General features: G+C 67.4%; 15 protein-coding genes. 14 read left to right on the top strand and 1 reads right to left on the bottom strand.

Annotation, left to right across the window (positions count from 1 at the left end; all coding sequences use genetic code 11):
* The first annotated feature begins 1 nt into the window (after position 1).
* The 10 genes from leuC (at position 2) to accD (ending at position 12,138) form a co-directional block, all read left to right on the top strand.
* Positions 2–1,423: a 3-isopropylmalate dehydratase large subunit gene (leuC, locus tag EJP69_RS12915; RefSeq protein WP_093204970.1), complete on the top strand. Its 1,422-nt coding sequence runs from the start codon at positions 2–4 to the stop codon at positions 1,421–1,423.
* 20 nt (positions 1,424–1,443) lie between these two features.
* Positions 1,444–2,094, top strand: coding sequence for a 3-isopropylmalate dehydratase small subunit (gene leuD / locus EJP69_RS12910; protein ID WP_019654089.1), 651 nt, complete (start codon positions 1,444–1,446; stop codon positions 2,092–2,094).
* 44 nt (positions 2,095–2,138) lie between these two features.
* Positions 2,139–3,227: a 3-isopropylmalate dehydrogenase gene (gene leuB, locus EJP69_RS12905; RefSeq protein WP_093204971.1), complete on the top strand. Its 1,089-nt coding sequence runs from the start codon at positions 2,139–2,141 to the stop codon at positions 3,225–3,227.
* Between the two features lie 89 nt (positions 3,228–3,316).
* Positions 3,317–4,459, top strand: coding sequence for an aspartate-semialdehyde dehydrogenase (gene asd, locus EJP69_RS12900; RefSeq protein WP_093305619.1), 1,143 nt, complete (start codon positions 3,317–3,319; stop codon positions 4,457–4,459).
* A gap of 169 nt (positions 4,460–4,628) precedes the next feature.
* Positions 4,629–7,514, top strand: coding sequence for a FimV/HubP family polar landmark protein (locus EJP69_RS12895; protein WP_126470473.1), 2,886 nt, complete (start codon positions 4,629–4,631; stop codon positions 7,512–7,514).
* Between the two features lie 36 nt (positions 7,515–7,550).
* Positions 7,551–8,363 (top strand): tRNA pseudouridine(38-40) synthase TruA, encoded by an 813-nt coding sequence (truA, locus tag EJP69_RS12890; RefSeq protein ID WP_126470471.1) that lies wholly within the window; start codon positions 7,551–7,553, stop codon positions 8,361–8,363.
* Positions 8,360–9,061 (top strand): phosphoribosylanthranilate isomerase, encoded by a 702-nt coding sequence (locus EJP69_RS12885; RefSeq protein ID WP_126470469.1) that lies wholly within the window; start codon positions 8,360–8,362, stop codon positions 9,059–9,061. Before truA ends, EJP69_RS12885 begins: the two co-directional genes overlap by 4 nt.
* 48 nt (positions 9,062–9,109) lie before the next feature.
* Complete coding sequence (gene trpB, locus EJP69_RS12880; protein ID WP_093204981.1) at positions 9,110–10,396, top strand: tryptophan synthase subunit beta; 1,287 nt, start codon at positions 9,110–9,112, stop codon at positions 10,394–10,396.
* A complete protein-coding gene (gene trpA / locus EJP69_RS12875; RefSeq protein ID WP_126470467.1) occupies positions 10,396–11,241 on the top strand; it encodes a tryptophan synthase subunit alpha in 846 nt (281 codons plus the stop codon). The genes trpB and trpA overlap by 1 nt, the downstream gene beginning before the upstream one ends.
* 24 nt (positions 11,242–11,265) lie before the next feature.
* The gene (accD, locus tag EJP69_RS12870; protein WP_019654097.1) at positions 11,266–12,138 is read left to right on the top strand and encodes an acetyl-CoA carboxylase, carboxyltransferase subunit beta; all 873 of its coding nucleotides are present in this window, start codon (positions 11,266–11,268) and stop codon (positions 12,136–12,138) included.
* A gap of 79 nt (positions 12,139–12,217) precedes the next feature.
* Here the strand turns inward: accD and EJP69_RS12865 are convergent, their stop codons facing one another.
* Positions 12,218–12,778 (bottom strand): YggT family protein, encoded by a 561-nt coding sequence (locus EJP69_RS12865; RefSeq protein ID WP_093204985.1) that lies wholly within the window; start codon positions 12,776–12,778, stop codon positions 12,218–12,220.
* Positions 12,779–12,827: 49 nt separating this feature from the next.
* On the opposite strand from EJP69_RS12865, the gene EJP69_RS12860 reads away from it, so the two are divergent.
* From EJP69_RS12860 to EJP69_RS12845, 4 genes are all read left to right on the top strand, one after another.
* Positions 12,828–13,472, top strand: coding sequence for an LON peptidase substrate-binding domain-containing protein (locus EJP69_RS12860; RefSeq protein WP_240652131.1), 645 nt, complete (start codon positions 12,828–12,830; stop codon positions 13,470–13,472).
* Between the two features lie 124 nt (positions 13,473–13,596).
* Complete coding sequence (lysS, locus tag EJP69_RS12855) at positions 13,597–15,135, top strand: lysine--tRNA ligase (RefSeq protein WP_093204991.1); 1,539 nt, start codon at positions 13,597–13,599, stop codon at positions 15,133–15,135.
* Between the two features lie 2 nt (positions 15,136–15,137).
* Positions 15,138–16,409 carry an Hsp70 family protein gene (locus EJP69_RS12850; RefSeq protein ID WP_126470465.1) on the top strand — a complete coding sequence of 424 codons (1,272 nt, stop codon included), beginning with the start codon at positions 15,138–15,140 and terminating at the stop codon, positions 16,407–16,409.
* Positions 16,410–16,411: 2 nt separating this feature from the next.
* A complete protein-coding gene (locus tag EJP69_RS12845) occupies positions 16,412–16,948 on the top strand; it encodes a YgjP-like metallopeptidase domain-containing protein (protein WP_093204993.1) in 537 nt (178 codons plus the stop codon).
* Positions 16,949–16,962: the final 14 nt, after the last annotated feature.

Here is a 16,962-nt window from a genome sequence, read left to right as displayed (position 1 = left end):
CATGGCACGCACGCTCTACGACAAGATCTGGGACGAACACGTCGTCCACACCGAGGAAGACGGCACCGCGATCCTCTACATCGACCGCCACCTGGTGCACGAAGTGACCAGCCCGCAGGCATTCGAAGGCCTGCGCGAGGCCGGCCGCAAGCTGTGGCGCATCAGCTCGGTGGTGGCCACCGCCGACCACAACACGCCCACCACCGGCTGGGAGCGCGGCTACGAAGGCATCGCCGACCCGACCAGCAAGGAACAGGTCACCACGCTCGACCACAACATCGCCGAATTCGGCGCCGCCGCGTTCTTCCCCTTCCTGAGCAAGCGCCAGGGTATCGTGCACGTGATCGGGCCCGAGTCGGGCGCGACGCTGCCGGGCATGACGGTGGTGTGCGGCGACTCGCACACCTCCACGCACGGCGCGTTCGGCGCACTCGCGCACGGCATCGGCACCAGCGAGGTCGAGCACGTGATGGCCACGCAGACGCTGCTGGGCAAGAAGGCCAAGAACATGCTCGTGAAGGTCGAGGGCAAGCTGCCGCTGGGCTGCACGGCCAAGGACATCGTGCTGGCCATCATCGGCAAGATCGGCACGGCCGGCGGCACGGGCTACACCATCGAGTTCGCGGGCTCGGCCATTCGCGACCTGAGCATGGAAGGCCGCATGACGGTCTGCAACATGGCCATCGAGGCCGGCGCGCGCGCCGGGCTGGTGGCGGTCGACGAGAAGACCATCAGCTACGTGAAGGGCCGCCCGCTCGCGCCCACCGGCGTGGAATGGGACCAGGCCGTGACCTACTGGCGCACGCTGCAGTCCGATGCGGGCGCGAAGTTCGACGCCGTGGTCGAGCTCGACGCGACGCAGATCCAGCCGCAGGTGACCTGGGGCACCTCGCCCGAGATGGTGGTCGAGATCAACGGCCGCGTGCCCGATCCCGACAAGGAAAAGGACGCCAACAAGCGCGGCGCCATCGAGCGCGCGCTGGTCTACATGGGCCTGGAGCCCAACAAGGCCATGAACGACATCTTCATCGACAAGGTGTTCATCGGCTCGTGCACCAACAGCCGCATCGAGGACATGCGCGAAGCCGCCGCCGTGGTGAAGAAGCTCGGCCAGAAGGTCGCGAAGAACGTGAAGCTCGCGATGGTCGTGCCCGGCTCGGGCGTGGTGAAGGAACAGGCCGAGCGCGAAGGGCTCGATCAGATCTTCAAGGCCGCGGGCTTCGAATGGCGCGAGCCCGGCTGCTCGATGTGCCTGGCGATGAACGCCGACCGCCTGGAACCCGGCGAGCGCTGCGCATCGACCAGCAACCGCAACTTCGAAGGCCGCCAGGGCGCCGGTGGCCGCACCCACCTCGTGAGCCCGGCCATGGCCGCGGCCGCCGCGGTGCACGGCCATTTCGTCGACGTGCGCACCTTCGCCTGAACAGAAGAAAAGAGATCCCCATGAAGCAATTCACCGTGCACAAGGGCCTCGTGGCCCCGATGGACCGCGAGAACGTCGACACCGACGCGATCATCCCGAAGCAGTTTCTCAAGTCGATCAAGAAGACCGGCTTCGGCGTGAACCTGTTCGACGAGTGGCGCTACCTCGACCCGGGCCTGCCCGGCCAGGACCCGGCCAGCCGCAAGCCGAACCCCGACTTCGTGCTGAACCAGCCGCGCTACGCGGGTGCATCGATCCTGCTGGCGCGCCAGAACTTCGGCTGCGGCTCGTCGCGCGAGCATGCGCCGTGGGCGCTCGACCAGTACGGCTTCCGCGCGATCATCGCGCCGAGCTACGCCGACATCTTCTTCAACAACAGCTTCAAGAACGGCCTGCTGCCGATCGTGCTGCCCGCGGCGCAGGTGGCCCAGCTGTTCGACGAGACCTTCGCCTTCCCGGGCTACACGCTGACCATCGACTTGGAGCGCCAGGTGGTCGTGAAGCCCGACGGCCAGGAGTTCGCGTTCGACGTGCAGGCCTTCCGCAAGTACTGCCTGCTCAACGGCCTGGACGACATCGGCCTCACGCTGCGCCACAAGGACAAGATCAAGGCCTTCGAGGCCGAGCGCCTGGCTCAGAAGCCGTGGCTCGCGCATACGATGATCTCCTGATCAATCGCGCGCATATCCGTTTTCAAGAAACCTCAGACCAACTTATGAAAATCGCAGTTCTCCCGGGTGACGGCATCGGCACCGAAATCGTGGCGGAAGCCGTCAAGGTGCTCGACGTGCTCGACCTGAAGTTCGAGACGGAATCGGCGCTGGTCGGCGGCGCGGCCTACGAGGCGCACGGCCATCCGCTGCCGGAATCGACGCTCAAGCTCGCCAAGGAAGCAGACGCGGTGCTCTTCGGCGCCGTCGGCGACTGGAAGTACGACAAGCTCGACCGGCCGCTGCGCCCCGAGCAGGCCATCCTGGGGCTGCGCAAGAACCTGGGCCTGTTCGCCAACTTCCGCCCCGCCATCTGCTACGAGGAGCTGGTGGGTGCCTCGAGCCTCAAGCCCGAACTGATCGCGGGCCTGGACATCCTCATCATCCGCGAGCTGACCGGCGACATCTATTTCGGCCAGCCGCGCGGCCGCCGCACCGCTGTCGACGGGCACTTCCCCGGTGCCGAAGAAGCGTTCGACACGATGCGCTACTCGCGCCCCGAGATCGAGCGCATCGCGCGCGTTGCCTTCGAGGCCGCCCGCAAGCGCAGCAAGCGCGTGACCAGCGTGGACAAGAACAATGTGCTGGAAACCTCGCAGCTGTGGAAAGACGTGATGCTCGACATCGCGAAGGAATATCCGGACGTCGAACTCGACCACATGCTGGTCGACAACGCGGCCATGCAGCTCGTGAAGGCGCCCAAGAAGTTCGACGTGGTGGTAACCGGCAACATGTTCGGCGACATCCTCTCGGACGAGGCCGCGATGCTCACCGGCTCCATCGGCATGCTGCCCTCGGCATCGCTCAATTCGAGCAACCAGGGCCTGTACGAGCCCAGCCACGGCAGCGCGCCCGACATTGCCGGCAAAGGGGTTGCCAATCCTTTGGCTACAATCCTGTCCGCTGCCATGATGCTCCGTTTCTCACTCAACCAGCCCGAAGCTGCCGACCGTATCGAGTCGGCGGTCAAGAACGTGCTCGCCTCCGGGCTGCGCACGGGCGACATCTGGTCTGAAGGTACCAAGCGCGTCGGCACCCGCGAGATGGGCGACGCGGTCGTTGCAGCAATCACCAAAAAGACGATTACCGGCTAACCGCAGCCCGCTTCGTCACGCCCCTCCCCGGCTCGACGAGTCGGGCGCAAAAAAGACAACTTTTCTTTTTTTCATAAGGGCAAACTGAAATGGCGAACGCATCTCAACCTCTGGTCGGCCTCGTTGGCTGGCGCGGCATGGTCGGCTCGGTCCTGATGGACCGCATGCAGGCCGAAGGCGACTTCGGTCTCATCGAGCCGGTCTTCTTCTCGACCTCCAACGCCGGCGGCAAGGCCCCGGCCATGGCCAAGAACGAAACCGCGCTGAAGGATGCGAACGACATCGAGGCGCTGAAGAAGTGCGACATCGTCATCACCTGCCAGGGCGGCGACTACACCAGCGAGGTGTTCCCCAAGCTGCGCGCCGCCGGCTGGAACGGGCACTGGATCGACGCCGCCTCCACCCTGCGCATGAAGGACGACGCGATCATCGTGCTCGACCCCGTCAACCTGCCGGTGATCGAGAACGCGCTCGCCAAGGGCGGCAAGAACTGGATCGGCGGCAACTGCACCGTGAGCTGCATGCTCATGGGCGTCGGCGCCCTCTACAAGGCCGGCCTGGTCGAGTGGATGACCAGCATGACCTACCAGGCTGCCTCGGGCGGCGGCGCGCAGCACATGCGCGAGCTGCTGACCCAGTTCGGCACCCTCAACGCCGAAGTGCGCGCCCTGCTGGACGACCCGAAGTCGGCCATCCTCGAGATCGACCGCAAGGTGCTGCACAAGCAGCAGACCCTCAGCGCCGCCGAAACGGCCAACTTCGGCGCGCCGCTGGGCGGCTCGCTGATCCCCTGGATCGACAAGGACCTGGGCGACGGCATGTCCAAGGAAGAGTGGAAGGGCGGCGCCGAGACCAACAAGATCCTCGGCCAGGGCGCGGGCTTCGGCACCGCCGCCACGCCGGTCGACGGCTTCTGCGTGCGCATCGGCGCGATGCGCTGCCACAGCCAGGCCCTGACCTTCAAGCTCAAGAAGGACGTGCCGGTAGCCGACATCGAGGCGATGATCGCCGCCGACAACCCCTGGGCCAAGGTCGTGCCGAACACGCGCGAAGCCACGGTGAAGGACCTGACGCCGGTGGCCGTCACGGGCACCATGGACATCCCGGTCGGCCGCATCCGCAAGCTGGCGATGGGGCCGGAGTACGTGGGCGCCTTCACCATCGGCGACCAGCTGCTGTGGGGTGCCGCGGAACCGCTGCGCCGCATGCTGCGCATCCTGCTCGAAGCCTGATGCGGGTTGCTCAGGCCCTTTTGAAACACGAATTGTTGCCATCTGGCAACAGAAGATGTGTGCGTAAGTATGCGCGCACTGGGTAGAACAAGCGCATTGCCTTGTCAGTGCCCAGTGATGATGCTAACGTCCTCTTACAAATTCCGGGCCTGAGCCGCCCCCTATCAGCATGACAAGACATCTGTTGCCTGCGGCCAGCCCATCGGCCGCTCGCCCGCCTCTTCCGTCGAACGGTTGGCGCCTTTCCATTCTCGGCGCGGCGGCAGCCGTGGCCCTGGGCCTCGCGAGCACCGATGCCAGCGCCTTCACGCTGGGCCAGCTGAAGGTGCAGTCGGCCCTCGGCGAACCCTTGCGGGCCGAGATCGATGTGACCGAGATGGCCGCCAACGAAGCGGAAGGCCTGAAGATCAACATCGCCACGGCCGAGGCTTTCAGGAACGCGGGTGTCCCGTACAACTCGGCGCTCAGCGACGTCAAGGCGACGCTGCAGCGCCGCGCCGGCGGCCAGTACGTGGTGCGCCTGAGCGGCAACCGCCCGCTGAACGATCCGTTCATCGACCTGCTGCTCGAAGCCAACGGTGCCTCCGGCCGCATCGTGCGCGACTACACGGTGCTGCTCGATCCGCCGGCCACGCGCCAGGCGGCGACCAGCACGCCGGCCGCCCCCATTTCCCCCCAGATCGCAGCACCGGTCGAACGCACGGCCCCCGCGGCCCGCGCTCGCCGCGAACGCGCCCCCGTGGTGGCCGCGCCTGCGGCTGCAGCCCCGGCACCGGCACCGGCACCTTCTCCGGCACCCGCAGCTGCGGCCCCCGCCCCTGTCACCGCTGCAGCCCCCGCTCGCAGTGCTGGCGGCGGCGAACAAGTCACGGTGCAGCGCGGTGATACCGCCGGCAAGATCGCGGCCACCTACAAGCCGGCCGACGTGTCGCTCGACCAGATGCTGGTCGCGCTGCTCATGGCCAACCCCGACGCCTTCGTCGGCGGCAACGTCAACCGCATGCGTGCCGGTGCGGTGCTCGATCTGCCGAGCTCCGCCGAGGCATCCGCCGTTCCGCCGGCCGAAGCCCGCCGCACGATCACCGCGCAAAGCCGCGACTTCGGCTCTTACCGCCAGCGTCTGGCCGACAACGCTCCGACCTCGAACGTCGCAGCAGCGGGCCGCAAGGCCTCGGGCAAGGTGCAGGCCAACGTCGAAGACCGCAATGCAGCGGCCAGCTCGCCCGACAAGCTCACGATCTCCCAAGGCAATGCGGCCACCCGCGCCGCCGACGAGAAGGTCGCGCAGAACCGCCAGGCGCAGGACAGCAGCAACCGCGTCGCGGAACTGTCGAAGAACATCAGCGAGCTGAACAAGCTCAAGACGGCAACGGGCACCGGCTCTTCCGCGGCCGCACCCGCCGCTGCACCGGCTCCGGCAACGCCGGGCATCCCGGTTCCGGCCCCCAACACCAGCGCGACGGTCGCGCCTCCGGCCGCGAGCCCCGCACCGGCTCCCGCGCCTGCGGCAGCTGCTCCGGTCGCCGCACCAGCACCCGCTGCTGCTGCTGCACCTGCAGCGGCTCCCGCCGCTCCGGCCGCAGCCGCGCCCAGCACCCCGCCGACACCCGAAGCCACCCAGGCAGCTCCCGCTGCCGCGGCCACCCCTGCAGCCGATGCGCAAGCCGCGCCTGCCGGCACGCCGCCAGTGGCTGCAGACGCCACTGCTGCTCCCGCCGCCGCGGCAGCTAGTGCCGCAGCTGCTGCCGCGCCGAAGCCCGCTGTGAAGAAGGCTGCTCCGCCGCCCCCGCCGCCGGAGCCCACCTTCCTCGAAGAGCTGATGGACAACCCGCTGATGCTGGCGGGTGCCGCGCTGATCGCGCTGCTGGTCGGCTTCCTGCTGTACCGCGTGCTGGGTCGCCGTCGCGAGGAAATGAGCGAAAGCGTGTTCCTCGAAAGCCGCATTCCGAAGGATTCGTTCTTCGGCGCCAGCGGTGGCGAATCGGTGGACACCAAGCATCGCGGCGACTCCACCGTCTCGTCGCTGTCGTACTCGCCGAGCCAGCTCGACGCGGGCGATGTCGATCCGGTCGCCGAGGCCGACGTGTACCTGGCCTACGGCCGCGACCTGCAGGCAGAGGAAATCCTGCGCGAGGCGCTGCGCCTGAACCCCGATCGCACCGCCATCCACCTCAAGCTGCTCGAGATCCACGCCAAGCGCCGCGACGTGCGTGCCTACGAAAGCCTCGCCACCGAAGTGCACAAGCTGACCGGCGGCCTGGGTTCCGACTGGAATCGCGTGGTCGACATGGGCAAGGACCTCGATCCAGGCAACCCGCTGTACGAATCGGGCTCGCCCCGCAGCGGCGGTAGCGGTGGCGCCAGCGCCGCCGAAACGGCTGCCTTCGCCGGTGCCCTGGCGGCGGCCGCCAAGCCGGCAACGCCTGCTCCGGTGGTGGCGCCTCCGGTGGCCGTGGCACCGCCCGCCTTCGTGCCCTCGGTCGCACCGCTGGACTTCGACCTCGACCTGACCACCCCGCCGGCGCCCGCCCCGGCACCGGCGCCTGCACCGCAGCACGCGCCCGTCGGCGCCAGCCTGCCGAAGTCGGCCTACGCGCCTGCTCCGACGACGGCACGCCCGGCCGCCCCGCTGTCGAACGGCCACGCCCATGCGACGCCCGTCGACCTCGAGAACGACTTCGACACCGCCCCCGGCGCCCTGTCGGCCGACACGCTCCCCGGCTCGCTGAGCCTGAGCGATCCGGAGCACAACACCCGCCCCGCCATGCTGCGCAACGCGCTGCCGGCCGACTCGGGCTTCATCGAGTTCGACATGAGCGCGCTGGCCGGCCTGCCGGCAGCCCGTCCGGCCGAAACCGCCAAGCCGGCGGCAACGGCTGCCGCGCAGAACGACGAAGGCGACGACAGCCCGCACGCCGTCAAGCTCTCGCTGGCCCGCGAACTGCAGGCCATCGGCGACGTCGAAGGCGCCCGCTCGCTGGTCGAGGAAGTCGAGGCCGAAAGCGCCGGCGATCTCAAGTCGCAAGCCCGTCAACTCCTTGCGGAACTGCGCTGAGCGAGCGTTGCCGCTTTTCCCGGGCTTTCTGAATTCGTGAGGCTGGCTCTAGGCATCCGGTACAACGGCCAGGCGTACGACGGCTGGCAGAGCCAGCCCTCCGGCCGCACGGTTCAGGACAAGCTCGAGGCGGCCCTCTCGAAGTTCGCCGACCAGCCCATCCGCACGCTGTGCGCCGGCCGCACCGACGCAGGCGTGCATGCGCTGATGCAGGTGGTGCACTTCGACACCGCCGTCAAGCGCGAGCCCTTCTCCTGGATGCGCGGCACCAACCGCTTCCTGCCCGATGACATCGCGGTGCAGTGGGCGCACCCGGTGCCCGACGAATTCCACTGCCGCGCCAGCGCCCTGGCGCGTCGCTACGTCTACGTGCTCTCGCAGTCGCCCGTGCGGCCCAGCCTCGATTCGGGCAGGGTCGGCTGGTCGATGCACCCGCTCGACGGCGATGCGATGCGCGCGGCGGCCGCGCTGCTCATCGGCCAGCACGACTTCAGCTCGTTCCGCGCCTCTGCCTGCCAGGCACGCTCGCCGGTCAAGGACCTGCGTCGCATCGAGATCACGCGCGTGGGCAGCGGCGAGCGCTGCCGCTGGCATTTCGAATTCGAGGCCGACGCCTTCCTGCACCACATGATCCGCAACCTGATGGGCTGCCTGGTGCGCATCGGCCGCGGCGACGAGCGGCCCGAATGGATCTCCGAAGTGCTCGAGGCGCGCAGCCGCAAGATTGCCGCGCCCACCTTCTCCGCCGACGGCCTGTATTTCATGGGCCCGTTGTACGACGCCAAGTGGGGTCTGCCGGACGAAGCCACGCTGCAGGCCGGCGGGGCTCCGTATGATGGCCCGCCATGAGCGCGCCTCCCCTGCCCCGCACCCGCATCAAGATCTGCGGCCTGACCCGTGAAGCCGATGTCGACGCGGCAATCGAAGCGGGAGCCGACGCGATCGGCTTCGTCCTGTATCCGAAGAGCCCCCGTGCGGTGACGGCCGAGCGCGCGGCCGCACTGGCCTCGCGCTTGCCGCCCTTCATCACGCCGGTCCTGCTGTTCGTGAACGAGGACGCTCCCAAAGTCATAGCATCGCTCGCCCAGGTGAAGGGCTCCATCGCGCAGTTCCACGGCGAAGAGACGCCGCAGCAGTGCGAGGAGGCCACCGGCCCGGACCGCTTCCGCTACATGCGCGCCGCCCGCATTCCGCTGGGGGATGCCGGGGCGGGCTTCGACCTCGTAAAATACGCGTCCGATTACTCCCACGCCCAGGCCATCCTGCTCGACGCGCATGTCGAAGGTTATGGCGGTGGCGGCAAGGCATTCGATTGGTCACTTCTTCCACCCGCCGTCGACGCTCACCTCGTCTTGAGTGGTGGGCTCACACCTGCAAACGTGGGCGATGGCATTCGCATCCTGCGGACACGCTGCAAGACGCTGTCCGTTGATGTGAGCTCGGGCGTCGAAATCGACGGTCCCGGGAACAAGGGCCTCAAGGACGCCGGAAAGATCCGGCAATTCGTCGCAGCAGTCAGGGCTGCCGACGCGTCCTTCTCCAGTTAGCCGCCGCAGCCGATCGTTTGTCGGGCTGCGGCCCACCGATCGAGAACCATGCAAAGCCAATTCCAGGACTACCAGCAACCCGATGCCACCGGCCACTTCGGCAACTACGGCGGCACCTTCGCGAGCGAAACGCTCACCCACGCGATCAACGAACTGCGCGATGCGTACGCCAAGTTCAAGGACGATCCGGCGTTCCTCGCGGAATTCCATTACGAGCTCAAGCACTTCGTCGGCCGTCCCTCGCCGATCTACCACGCGGCGCGCACCAGCCGCGAAATGGGCGGCGCGCAGATCTACCTGAAGCGCGAAGACCTGAACCACACCGGCGCCCACAAGATCAACAACGTGATCGGCCAGGCGATGCTCGCGCGGCGCATGGGCAAGCCTCGCGTCATCGCCGAGACCGGCGCCGGCCAGCACGGCGTGGCTACCGCCACCATCTGCGCGCGCTACGGCCTCGAGTGCGTGGTCTACATGGGCAGCCAGGATGTGAAGCGCCAGAGCCCCAACGTCTACCGCATGAACCTGCTCGGCGCGACCGTGGTGCCCGTCGAGTCCGGCAGCAAGACGCTGAAGGACGCGCTCAACGAAGCGATGCGCGACTGGGTCACGAACGTCGAGAACACCTTCTACATCATCGGCACCGTCGCCGGCCCGCACCCCTATCCGACCATGGTGCGCGACTTCCAGAGCGTGATCGGCACCGAGTGCATCGAGCAGATGCCGGCCATGCTCGCGGCTGACGGCATCACCGGCGAAGCCGAGGGCAAGCAGCCCGACGTGGTGATCGCCTGCGTGGGCGGCGGGAGCAACGCCATGGGCATCTTCCACCCCTACATCCCGTTCGCGGGCACGCGCCTGATCGGCGTCGAGGCGGCGGGCGAAGGGCTCGACAGCGGCAAGCACTCGGCTTCCATCCTGCGCGGCAGCCCCGGCGTGCTGCACGGCAACCGCACCTACCTGCTGCAGAACGAGGACGGCCAGATCACCGAGACCCACAGCATCAGCGCGGGCCTCGACTACCCCGGCGTGGGCCCCGAGCACGCGTACTTGGCCGACATCGGCCGCGCCGAGTACGTCGGCATCACCGACACCGAGGCGCTGGACGCCTTCCACTACCTGTGCCGTACGGAGGGCATCATCCCCGCGCTCGAATCCAGCCACGCCGTGGCCCACGCGCTGAAGCTCGCGAAGACCATGCGCCCCGACCAGTCGATCCTGGTGAACCTCTCGGGCCGCGGCGACAAGGACATCGGCACCGTCGCCGACCTGTCGGGCGTCGATTTCTACGACCGCCCCTCGATGCGCGGTCTGAGCGTGAAGGGAGGCAAGTGATGAGCCGCATTGCCACCACTTTCGAGGCCCTGAAGAAGGAAGGCCGCCGCGCCCTCATTCCGTACGTGACCGCCGGCTTCCCCTTCGCCGACATCACGCCCGAGCTGATGCACGGCATGGTCGAGGCCGGCGCCGACGTGATCGAGCTGGGTGTGCCCTTCTCCGACCCCATGGCCGACGGCCCCGTGATCCAGAAGGCCGGCGAGGCCGCGCTGGCGCTTGGCGTGGGCATGAAGCAGGTGCTCGCCATCGTCGCCGCCTTCCGCAAGACGGATACGACCACGCCGGTGGTGCTGATGGGCTATGCCAACCCGGTCGAGCGCTACGACCTCGTGCACGGCAAGAAGTCCTTCATCCGCGATGCGGCCGCGGCCGGCGTTGACGGCCTGCTGGTGGTCGACTACCCGCCGGAAGAGTGCGAGGACTTCGCCGCCGAACTCAAGGCCGCCGGCATCGACCTGATCTTCCTGCTGGCCCCCACCAGCACCGACGAGCGCATGGCGCAGGTCGCGCGCATCGCCAGCGGCTATGTCTACTACGTGTCGCTCAAGGGCGTGACGGGCGCCGGCCACCTCGACACCGAGGCCGTCGGCCGGATGATCCCGCGCATCCGCGAGCACGTGAGCATTCCGGTCGGTGTGGGCTTCGGCATCCGCGACGCGCGCACCGCACAGGCGGTCGGCTCGACCGCCGATGCGGTCGTCATCGGCACCAAGATCATTCAACTCATCGAAGACCAGCCCCGCGAAAAAGTCGTGCCGGCGGTGCACGAATTCCTCGCGGGCATCCGCGAGGCGCTCGACGCCCTGCCCGCCGCGACGGCCAAGAACGCGGCTGGTCGATAATCACCGCCAACACAAGGAGCCCCCATGAGCTGGCTTGAAAAACTGCTACCCGCCAAGATCGCCCAAACCGACCCGTCCGAGCGCCGCCAGGTGCCCGAGGGCCTGTGGATCAAGTGCCCCGCCTGCGAGACCGTTCTGTACAAGACCGACCTCGAGCACAACCAGAACGTCTGCCCCAGCTGCAGCCACCACCACCGCATCGGCGCCCGCGCGCGGCTCGATGCGTTCCTCGACGCCGAGGGCCGCTACGAAGTCGGCCAGGAAGTGCTGCCGGTCGACGCCCTGAAGTTCAAGGACAGCCGCAAGTACCCCGAGCGCCTGAAGGAAGCACTGGAAAACACCGGCGAGACCGACGCGCTGGTCGTCATGGGCGGCTCGGTGCACAGCATCAGCGTGGTCGTGGCCTGCTTCGAATTCGAGTTCATGGGCGGCTCCATGGGCAGCGTGGTCGGCGAGCGCTTCGTGCGCGGCGTGGAGACCGCCATCGAGCAGAAGGTGCCGTTCATCTGCTTCACCGCCACCGGCGGCGCGCGCATGCAGGAAGGCCTGCTCTCGCTGATGCAGATGGCCAAGACGAATGCCGCGCTCACACGCCTGGCGAAGAAGGGCCTGCCTTACATCAGCGTGCTGACCGATCCGACCATGGGCGGCGTGTCGGCCGGCTTCGCCTTCGTGGGCGACGTGGTGATCGCCGAGCCCAAGGCGCTGATCGGCTTCGCCGGCCCGCGCGTGATCGAATCGACCGTGCGCGTGACGCTGCCCGAAGGCTTCCAGCGCGCGGAGTTCCTGCAGACCAAGGGCGCCATCGACTTCATCAGCGACCGCCGCGAACTGCGCAAGACGATCGCCAACACGCTGGCGATGCTGCTGCGCCAGCCGGCCGATGCGGTGAGCTGAAGAACGAACGGCAATCAAGGCAAAAGGGCCCGGGTGCGATGCATCCGGGTCCTTTTTCTTGGGATATTCAGGAGCTAATTCAGAAGGTCAGCTGGTACGCAAACACCAGCAGGTTGCCCAGCACGATCGCGATCACCTGCAGCACCACGATGGCAGCCAGGGGCGACAGGTCGACCCCGCCGATCAGCGGAATGAAGCGGCGGAACGGCCGCACCAGCGGCTCGGCCAGGCGGGAGATCAGGTCGAGCAGCATCGGCGACGCGCCCGGAATCCACGACAGCACCGCATAGACCACCAGCAGCGCGGTCAGCCCCGAGATGGCCAGCTGCATCAATCCCACCAGCGACACCAGCGGCAGGGTCGCGATGCGCCCCAGGTTGCCGACCAGCAGCCACAGCAGCAGGAACTTCAGCATCACCAGCAGCCATGCCGCGATCAGGCTGGCCAGGTCCCAGCGCTTCACCGCGGGCACGATGCGCCGCAGCGGCAGCACGATCCAGTCGGTGATGGCGAATACGAAGCGCCCGAGCGGGTTGCCGAAGGGCACCCGGTGGTACTGCATGTACAGGCGCAGCAGGCAGGCGCCGCCGAGCAGACCGACGATCACGTCGAGAAGGAACGAGGGAATCTGGTAGAGCATGAGGCGCGGCCGTGAGGGGAATGCGATGATAGCCACGCAAGGCTTTTCGATGACGACACAACCCCTTTTGCATTCACTGCCATTGTTCCCGCTCGGTACGGTGCTCTTTCCCGGCGGCCTTCTTCCATTGCGCATCTTCGAGGTTCGCTATCTCGACATGATCGGCAAGTGCCGCAAGGCCGACGCCCCCTTCGGCGTGGTGAGCCTCACCAGCGGCAGCGAAGTTCGCAAGGCCGGCGCCGACGCCGAGAGCTTCGCCGCCATCGGCACGCTGGCCACGATCCGCGAGTTCGAGTCGCCGCAAAGCGGCCTGCTGCAGATCGAGTGCATCGGCACGCAGCGTTTTCGCGTTCGCAGCAACGAGCTGCAGAAACACGGCCTCTGGGTCGCCGAGGTCGAGGCCGTGAACGACGACGTCGCGCTCGAGATTCCCGACGACCTGCGGCACACGTCCACCGCGTTGCAGCGCCTGGTCGGCACCCTCGAGGAGCGGCGCCGCGCGCAAGGCGGATCGGTGCGGCTGCCCATCGCCGAGCCCTACCGCTTCGACGATTGCGGCTGGGTGGCCAACCGCTGGTGCGAACTGGTGCCGATGCAGCTCGAGCTGCGGCAGCGCCTGATGGAGCTCGACAGCCCGCTGATGCGACTGGAGCTGGTCAGCGATCTGCTCGCACGCACCGGCATCACTGAATAGATCGCTATCCTTTTTGTAGCTCATCCCGCAGGATTGGCGGGCGCTGGGGGCGGGTTTTATTCGAACCCGATCGGCTAAAATGCCAGCCCCGCGCACGCTCCCGGTTGCGCGCCACCCGCCTCCCATGTCCGATCAAAAGAACTCCCCGCCTCCCCCGCCCCCCGTCGACGAAAACCAGCTCATCGCCGAACGTCGCGAAAAACTCAAGCTGCTGCGCACGGCACAGGCCGAGGGCAAGGGCGTTGCGTTCCCCAACGATTTCAAGCCGGGCCACCGCGCCGCCGCACTCGTCGAGGCGCACAGCGCCACCGAGTCCGAAGCGCTCGAAGCGCAGGCTGTCGAAGTCAGCGTGGCCGGCCGCATGATGCTCAAGCGCGTGATGGGCAAGGCCAGCTTCGCCACCCTGCAGGACGCCACCAGCCGCATCCAGCTCTACGTGACGCGCGACGCTGTCGGCGAGGAAACGTATGCCGAGTTCAAGCGCTGGGACCTGGGCGACATCCTCGGTGCGGAAGGCACGCTGATGAAGACCAAGACCGGCGAGCTGTCGGTCAAGGTCACGAAGCTGCGCCTGCTCACCAAGAGCCTGCGTCCGCTGCCCGACAAGTTCCACGGCATGGCCGACCAGGAGCAGAAGTACCGCCAGCGCTATGTCGACCTGATCACCGACGAGACAGCGCGCGTGCGCTTCACCGCACGCAGCAAGGCCGTGAGCGCCCTGCGCGAGTTCATGGTGGGCAACGGCTTCCTCGAAGTCGAGACGCCCATGCTCCACCCGATTCCGGGCGGCGCGAACGCCAAGCCCTTCAAGACGCACCACAACGCGCTCGACCAGGAGATGTTCCTGCGCATCGCGCCCGAGCTGTACCTCAAGCGCCTGATCGTCGGCGGCTTCGAGCGCGTGTTCGAGATCAACCGGAGCTACCGCAACGAGGGCATCTCGGTGCGGCACAACCCCGAGTTCACGATGATGGAGTTCTACGCGGCCTACTGGAACTACCGCGACCTGATGGATTTCACCGAGACGCTGATCCGCACCATCGCCGACAAGGCCGTGGGCACGCAGCAGCTCACCTACCAGGGCAAGCCGGTCGACCTGACGCAGCCGTTCGAGCGCCTGACGATCCGCGAAGCGATCCTGAAGTACACCGACGCGGGCGACGGTGTCGACGACGGCGCCTGGCTCATCAACGCCCTGCGCAAGATCGGCCTGAGCGAAGAGAAGGACAAGCTCTCGCAGCGCAGCCTCGCCAGCCTGCAGGTGATGTACTTCGAGGAAACCGTCGAAGAGAAGCTCTGGCAGCCGACCTTCATCATGGAGCACCCGACCGAGATCTCGCCGCTGGCGCGCGCCAACGACGAGCGCCCCGAGGTCACCGAGCGCTTCGAGCTGTACATCACCGGTCGCGAGTTCGGCAACGGCTTCAGCGAGCTGAACGACGCCGAGGACCAGGCCGCGCGCTTCAACGCGCAGGTGGCCGCCAAGGACAGCGGCGACGACGAGGCCATGTACTACGACCACGACTTCGTGCGCGCCCTCGAATACGGCATGCCGCCCACCGGCGGCTGCGGCATCGGCATCGACCGGCTGATGATGCTGCTGACCGATTCGCCGAGCATCCGCGACGTGATCCTGTTCCCGGCGCTGCGCAGGGAATCTTGATCGTGAAGGCACCGTCGTCGTTGCCGACGATCGGCATCGACTTCGGCACCTCCAACTCCGCCGTCGCCTGCCGGGTCGACGGCGAAGCACGCCTGCTGCCCATCGAGGGCACGGCCACCACCCTGCCCACCGCGATCTTCTTCAACGCCGAAGACCGCACGACGCACTTCGGCCGCGACGCCATCGGCCAGTACCTCTCGGGCACCGAGGGCCGGCTGATGCGCTCGCTCAAGAGCCTGCTCGGCAGCGCGCTGATGCAGGAGAAAACGGCCATCCACGACGGCCTCGTGAGCTTCGAGGACATCATCGCCCGCTTCCTGCGCGAGCTGGCCGTGCGCGCCAGCCGCGAGCTGGGCCAGATGCCCGAACGCGTGGTGATCGGCCGCCCGGTGCATTTCGTGGACGACGACCCCAAGCGCGACGAGCGTGCCGAAGAAAGCCTGCGCGTCGCAGCGCGCGCCGCGGGCTTTCGCGAGATTGCGTTCCAGCTCGAACCCATCGCGGCCGCCTTCGACTACGAACAGCGCGTTGCCAAGGAGTCGATCGTGCTCATCGTCGACATCGGCGGCGGCACCTCCGACTTCACCGTCGTGCGCGTCGGCCCCGAGCGTGCCGCGCGAGAGGATCGCAGCGACGACGTGCTGGCCACCAGCGGCGTGCACATCGGCGGTACCGACTTCGACCAGCGGCTGAACCTCGAGCGCGTGATGCCGCAATTCGGCTTCCGCCACCACGGCCCGCAGGGGCGCGAGGTGCCCAGCAAGGTGTTCTTCGAGCTGTCTTCGTGGCACCTGATCAACTGGCTCTACGCCGCCAAGGCGGTGCGGCAGGCGAAGGATCTGCGCACCAGCTACAGCGACACGCGGCTGCACGACCGGCTGATGGCCGTGCTCGAGGAACGCCACGGCCACCGTATCGCGAGCGCGGTGGAAGCGGCCAAGATCGACGTGTCACTGAGCGACGCGCCAACGGCCATTGACCTCGGATGTGCCGAGCGCGGCCTGACGGTTTCGCTCTCACCCGCCGACATGGCAGAGCAGCTGGCCTCCCCGCTGGAAAACGTGATCGCCTGCGCGCACGCCTGCGTCAAGCGCGCGGGCCTGCGCAGCGGTGACCTCGACGCGATCTACCTCACCGGCGGCTCGTCCGCGCTGCGGCCGTTCCAGCATGCCCTGCGCAGGAGCTTCGCGGGCGTGAACCTGGTCGAGGGCGACCTGTTCGGCGGCGTGGCCACGGGGCTGGCCTGCGCGGCCAGCACGCAACTGGGGGCGTGACGATGAAATACCTGGCGGGCTATCCGGCGCCCCTGCTGGAACAGGTCCGACAGCTGATCGCCGGGGACAAGCTCGGCGCACTGCTCGGCCAGCGCTACCCGGAGGGCGTGCACGACATCCAGACCGACCGGGCGCTCTACGGGTACGTGACCGAGCTCAAGAGCGAGTTCATGCGCAAGGCCGAGCCGCTGTCGAAGGTGATGTTCGACAACAAGCTGCACGTGATCCGCAATGCCCTGGGCACGCACACCACGGTGTCGCGCGTGCAGGGCGGCAAGCTCAAGGCCAAACGCGAAATCCGGGTGGCGAGCCTGTTCAAGGAGGTGCCGCTGGCGTGGCTGAGGATGATTGTTGTGCACGAGTTGGCACATATGAAGGAACGTGAGCACGACAAGGCGTTTTATGCACTGTGCATGCATATGGAGCCGGACTATCATCGCCTCGAGTTCGATCTCCGACTGTATCTGGAGCACTTGGGCATGGGCGGGAAGCGCTTGTGGGCGAATGCAGCAACTGCCTCCGCACCCGGCGAGGAATGACTTTGCGCAGCGGG

The sequence above is a fragment of the Variovorax gossypii genome (genome assembly GCF_003965815.1).
Taxonomy (GTDB): Bacteria; Pseudomonadota; Gammaproteobacteria; order Burkholderiales; family Burkholderiaceae_C; genus Variovorax; species Variovorax gossypii.
The sequence above is the reverse complement of the archived record's forward strand: the minus strand, read 5'-3'. Positions and strand labels throughout refer to the sequence as shown.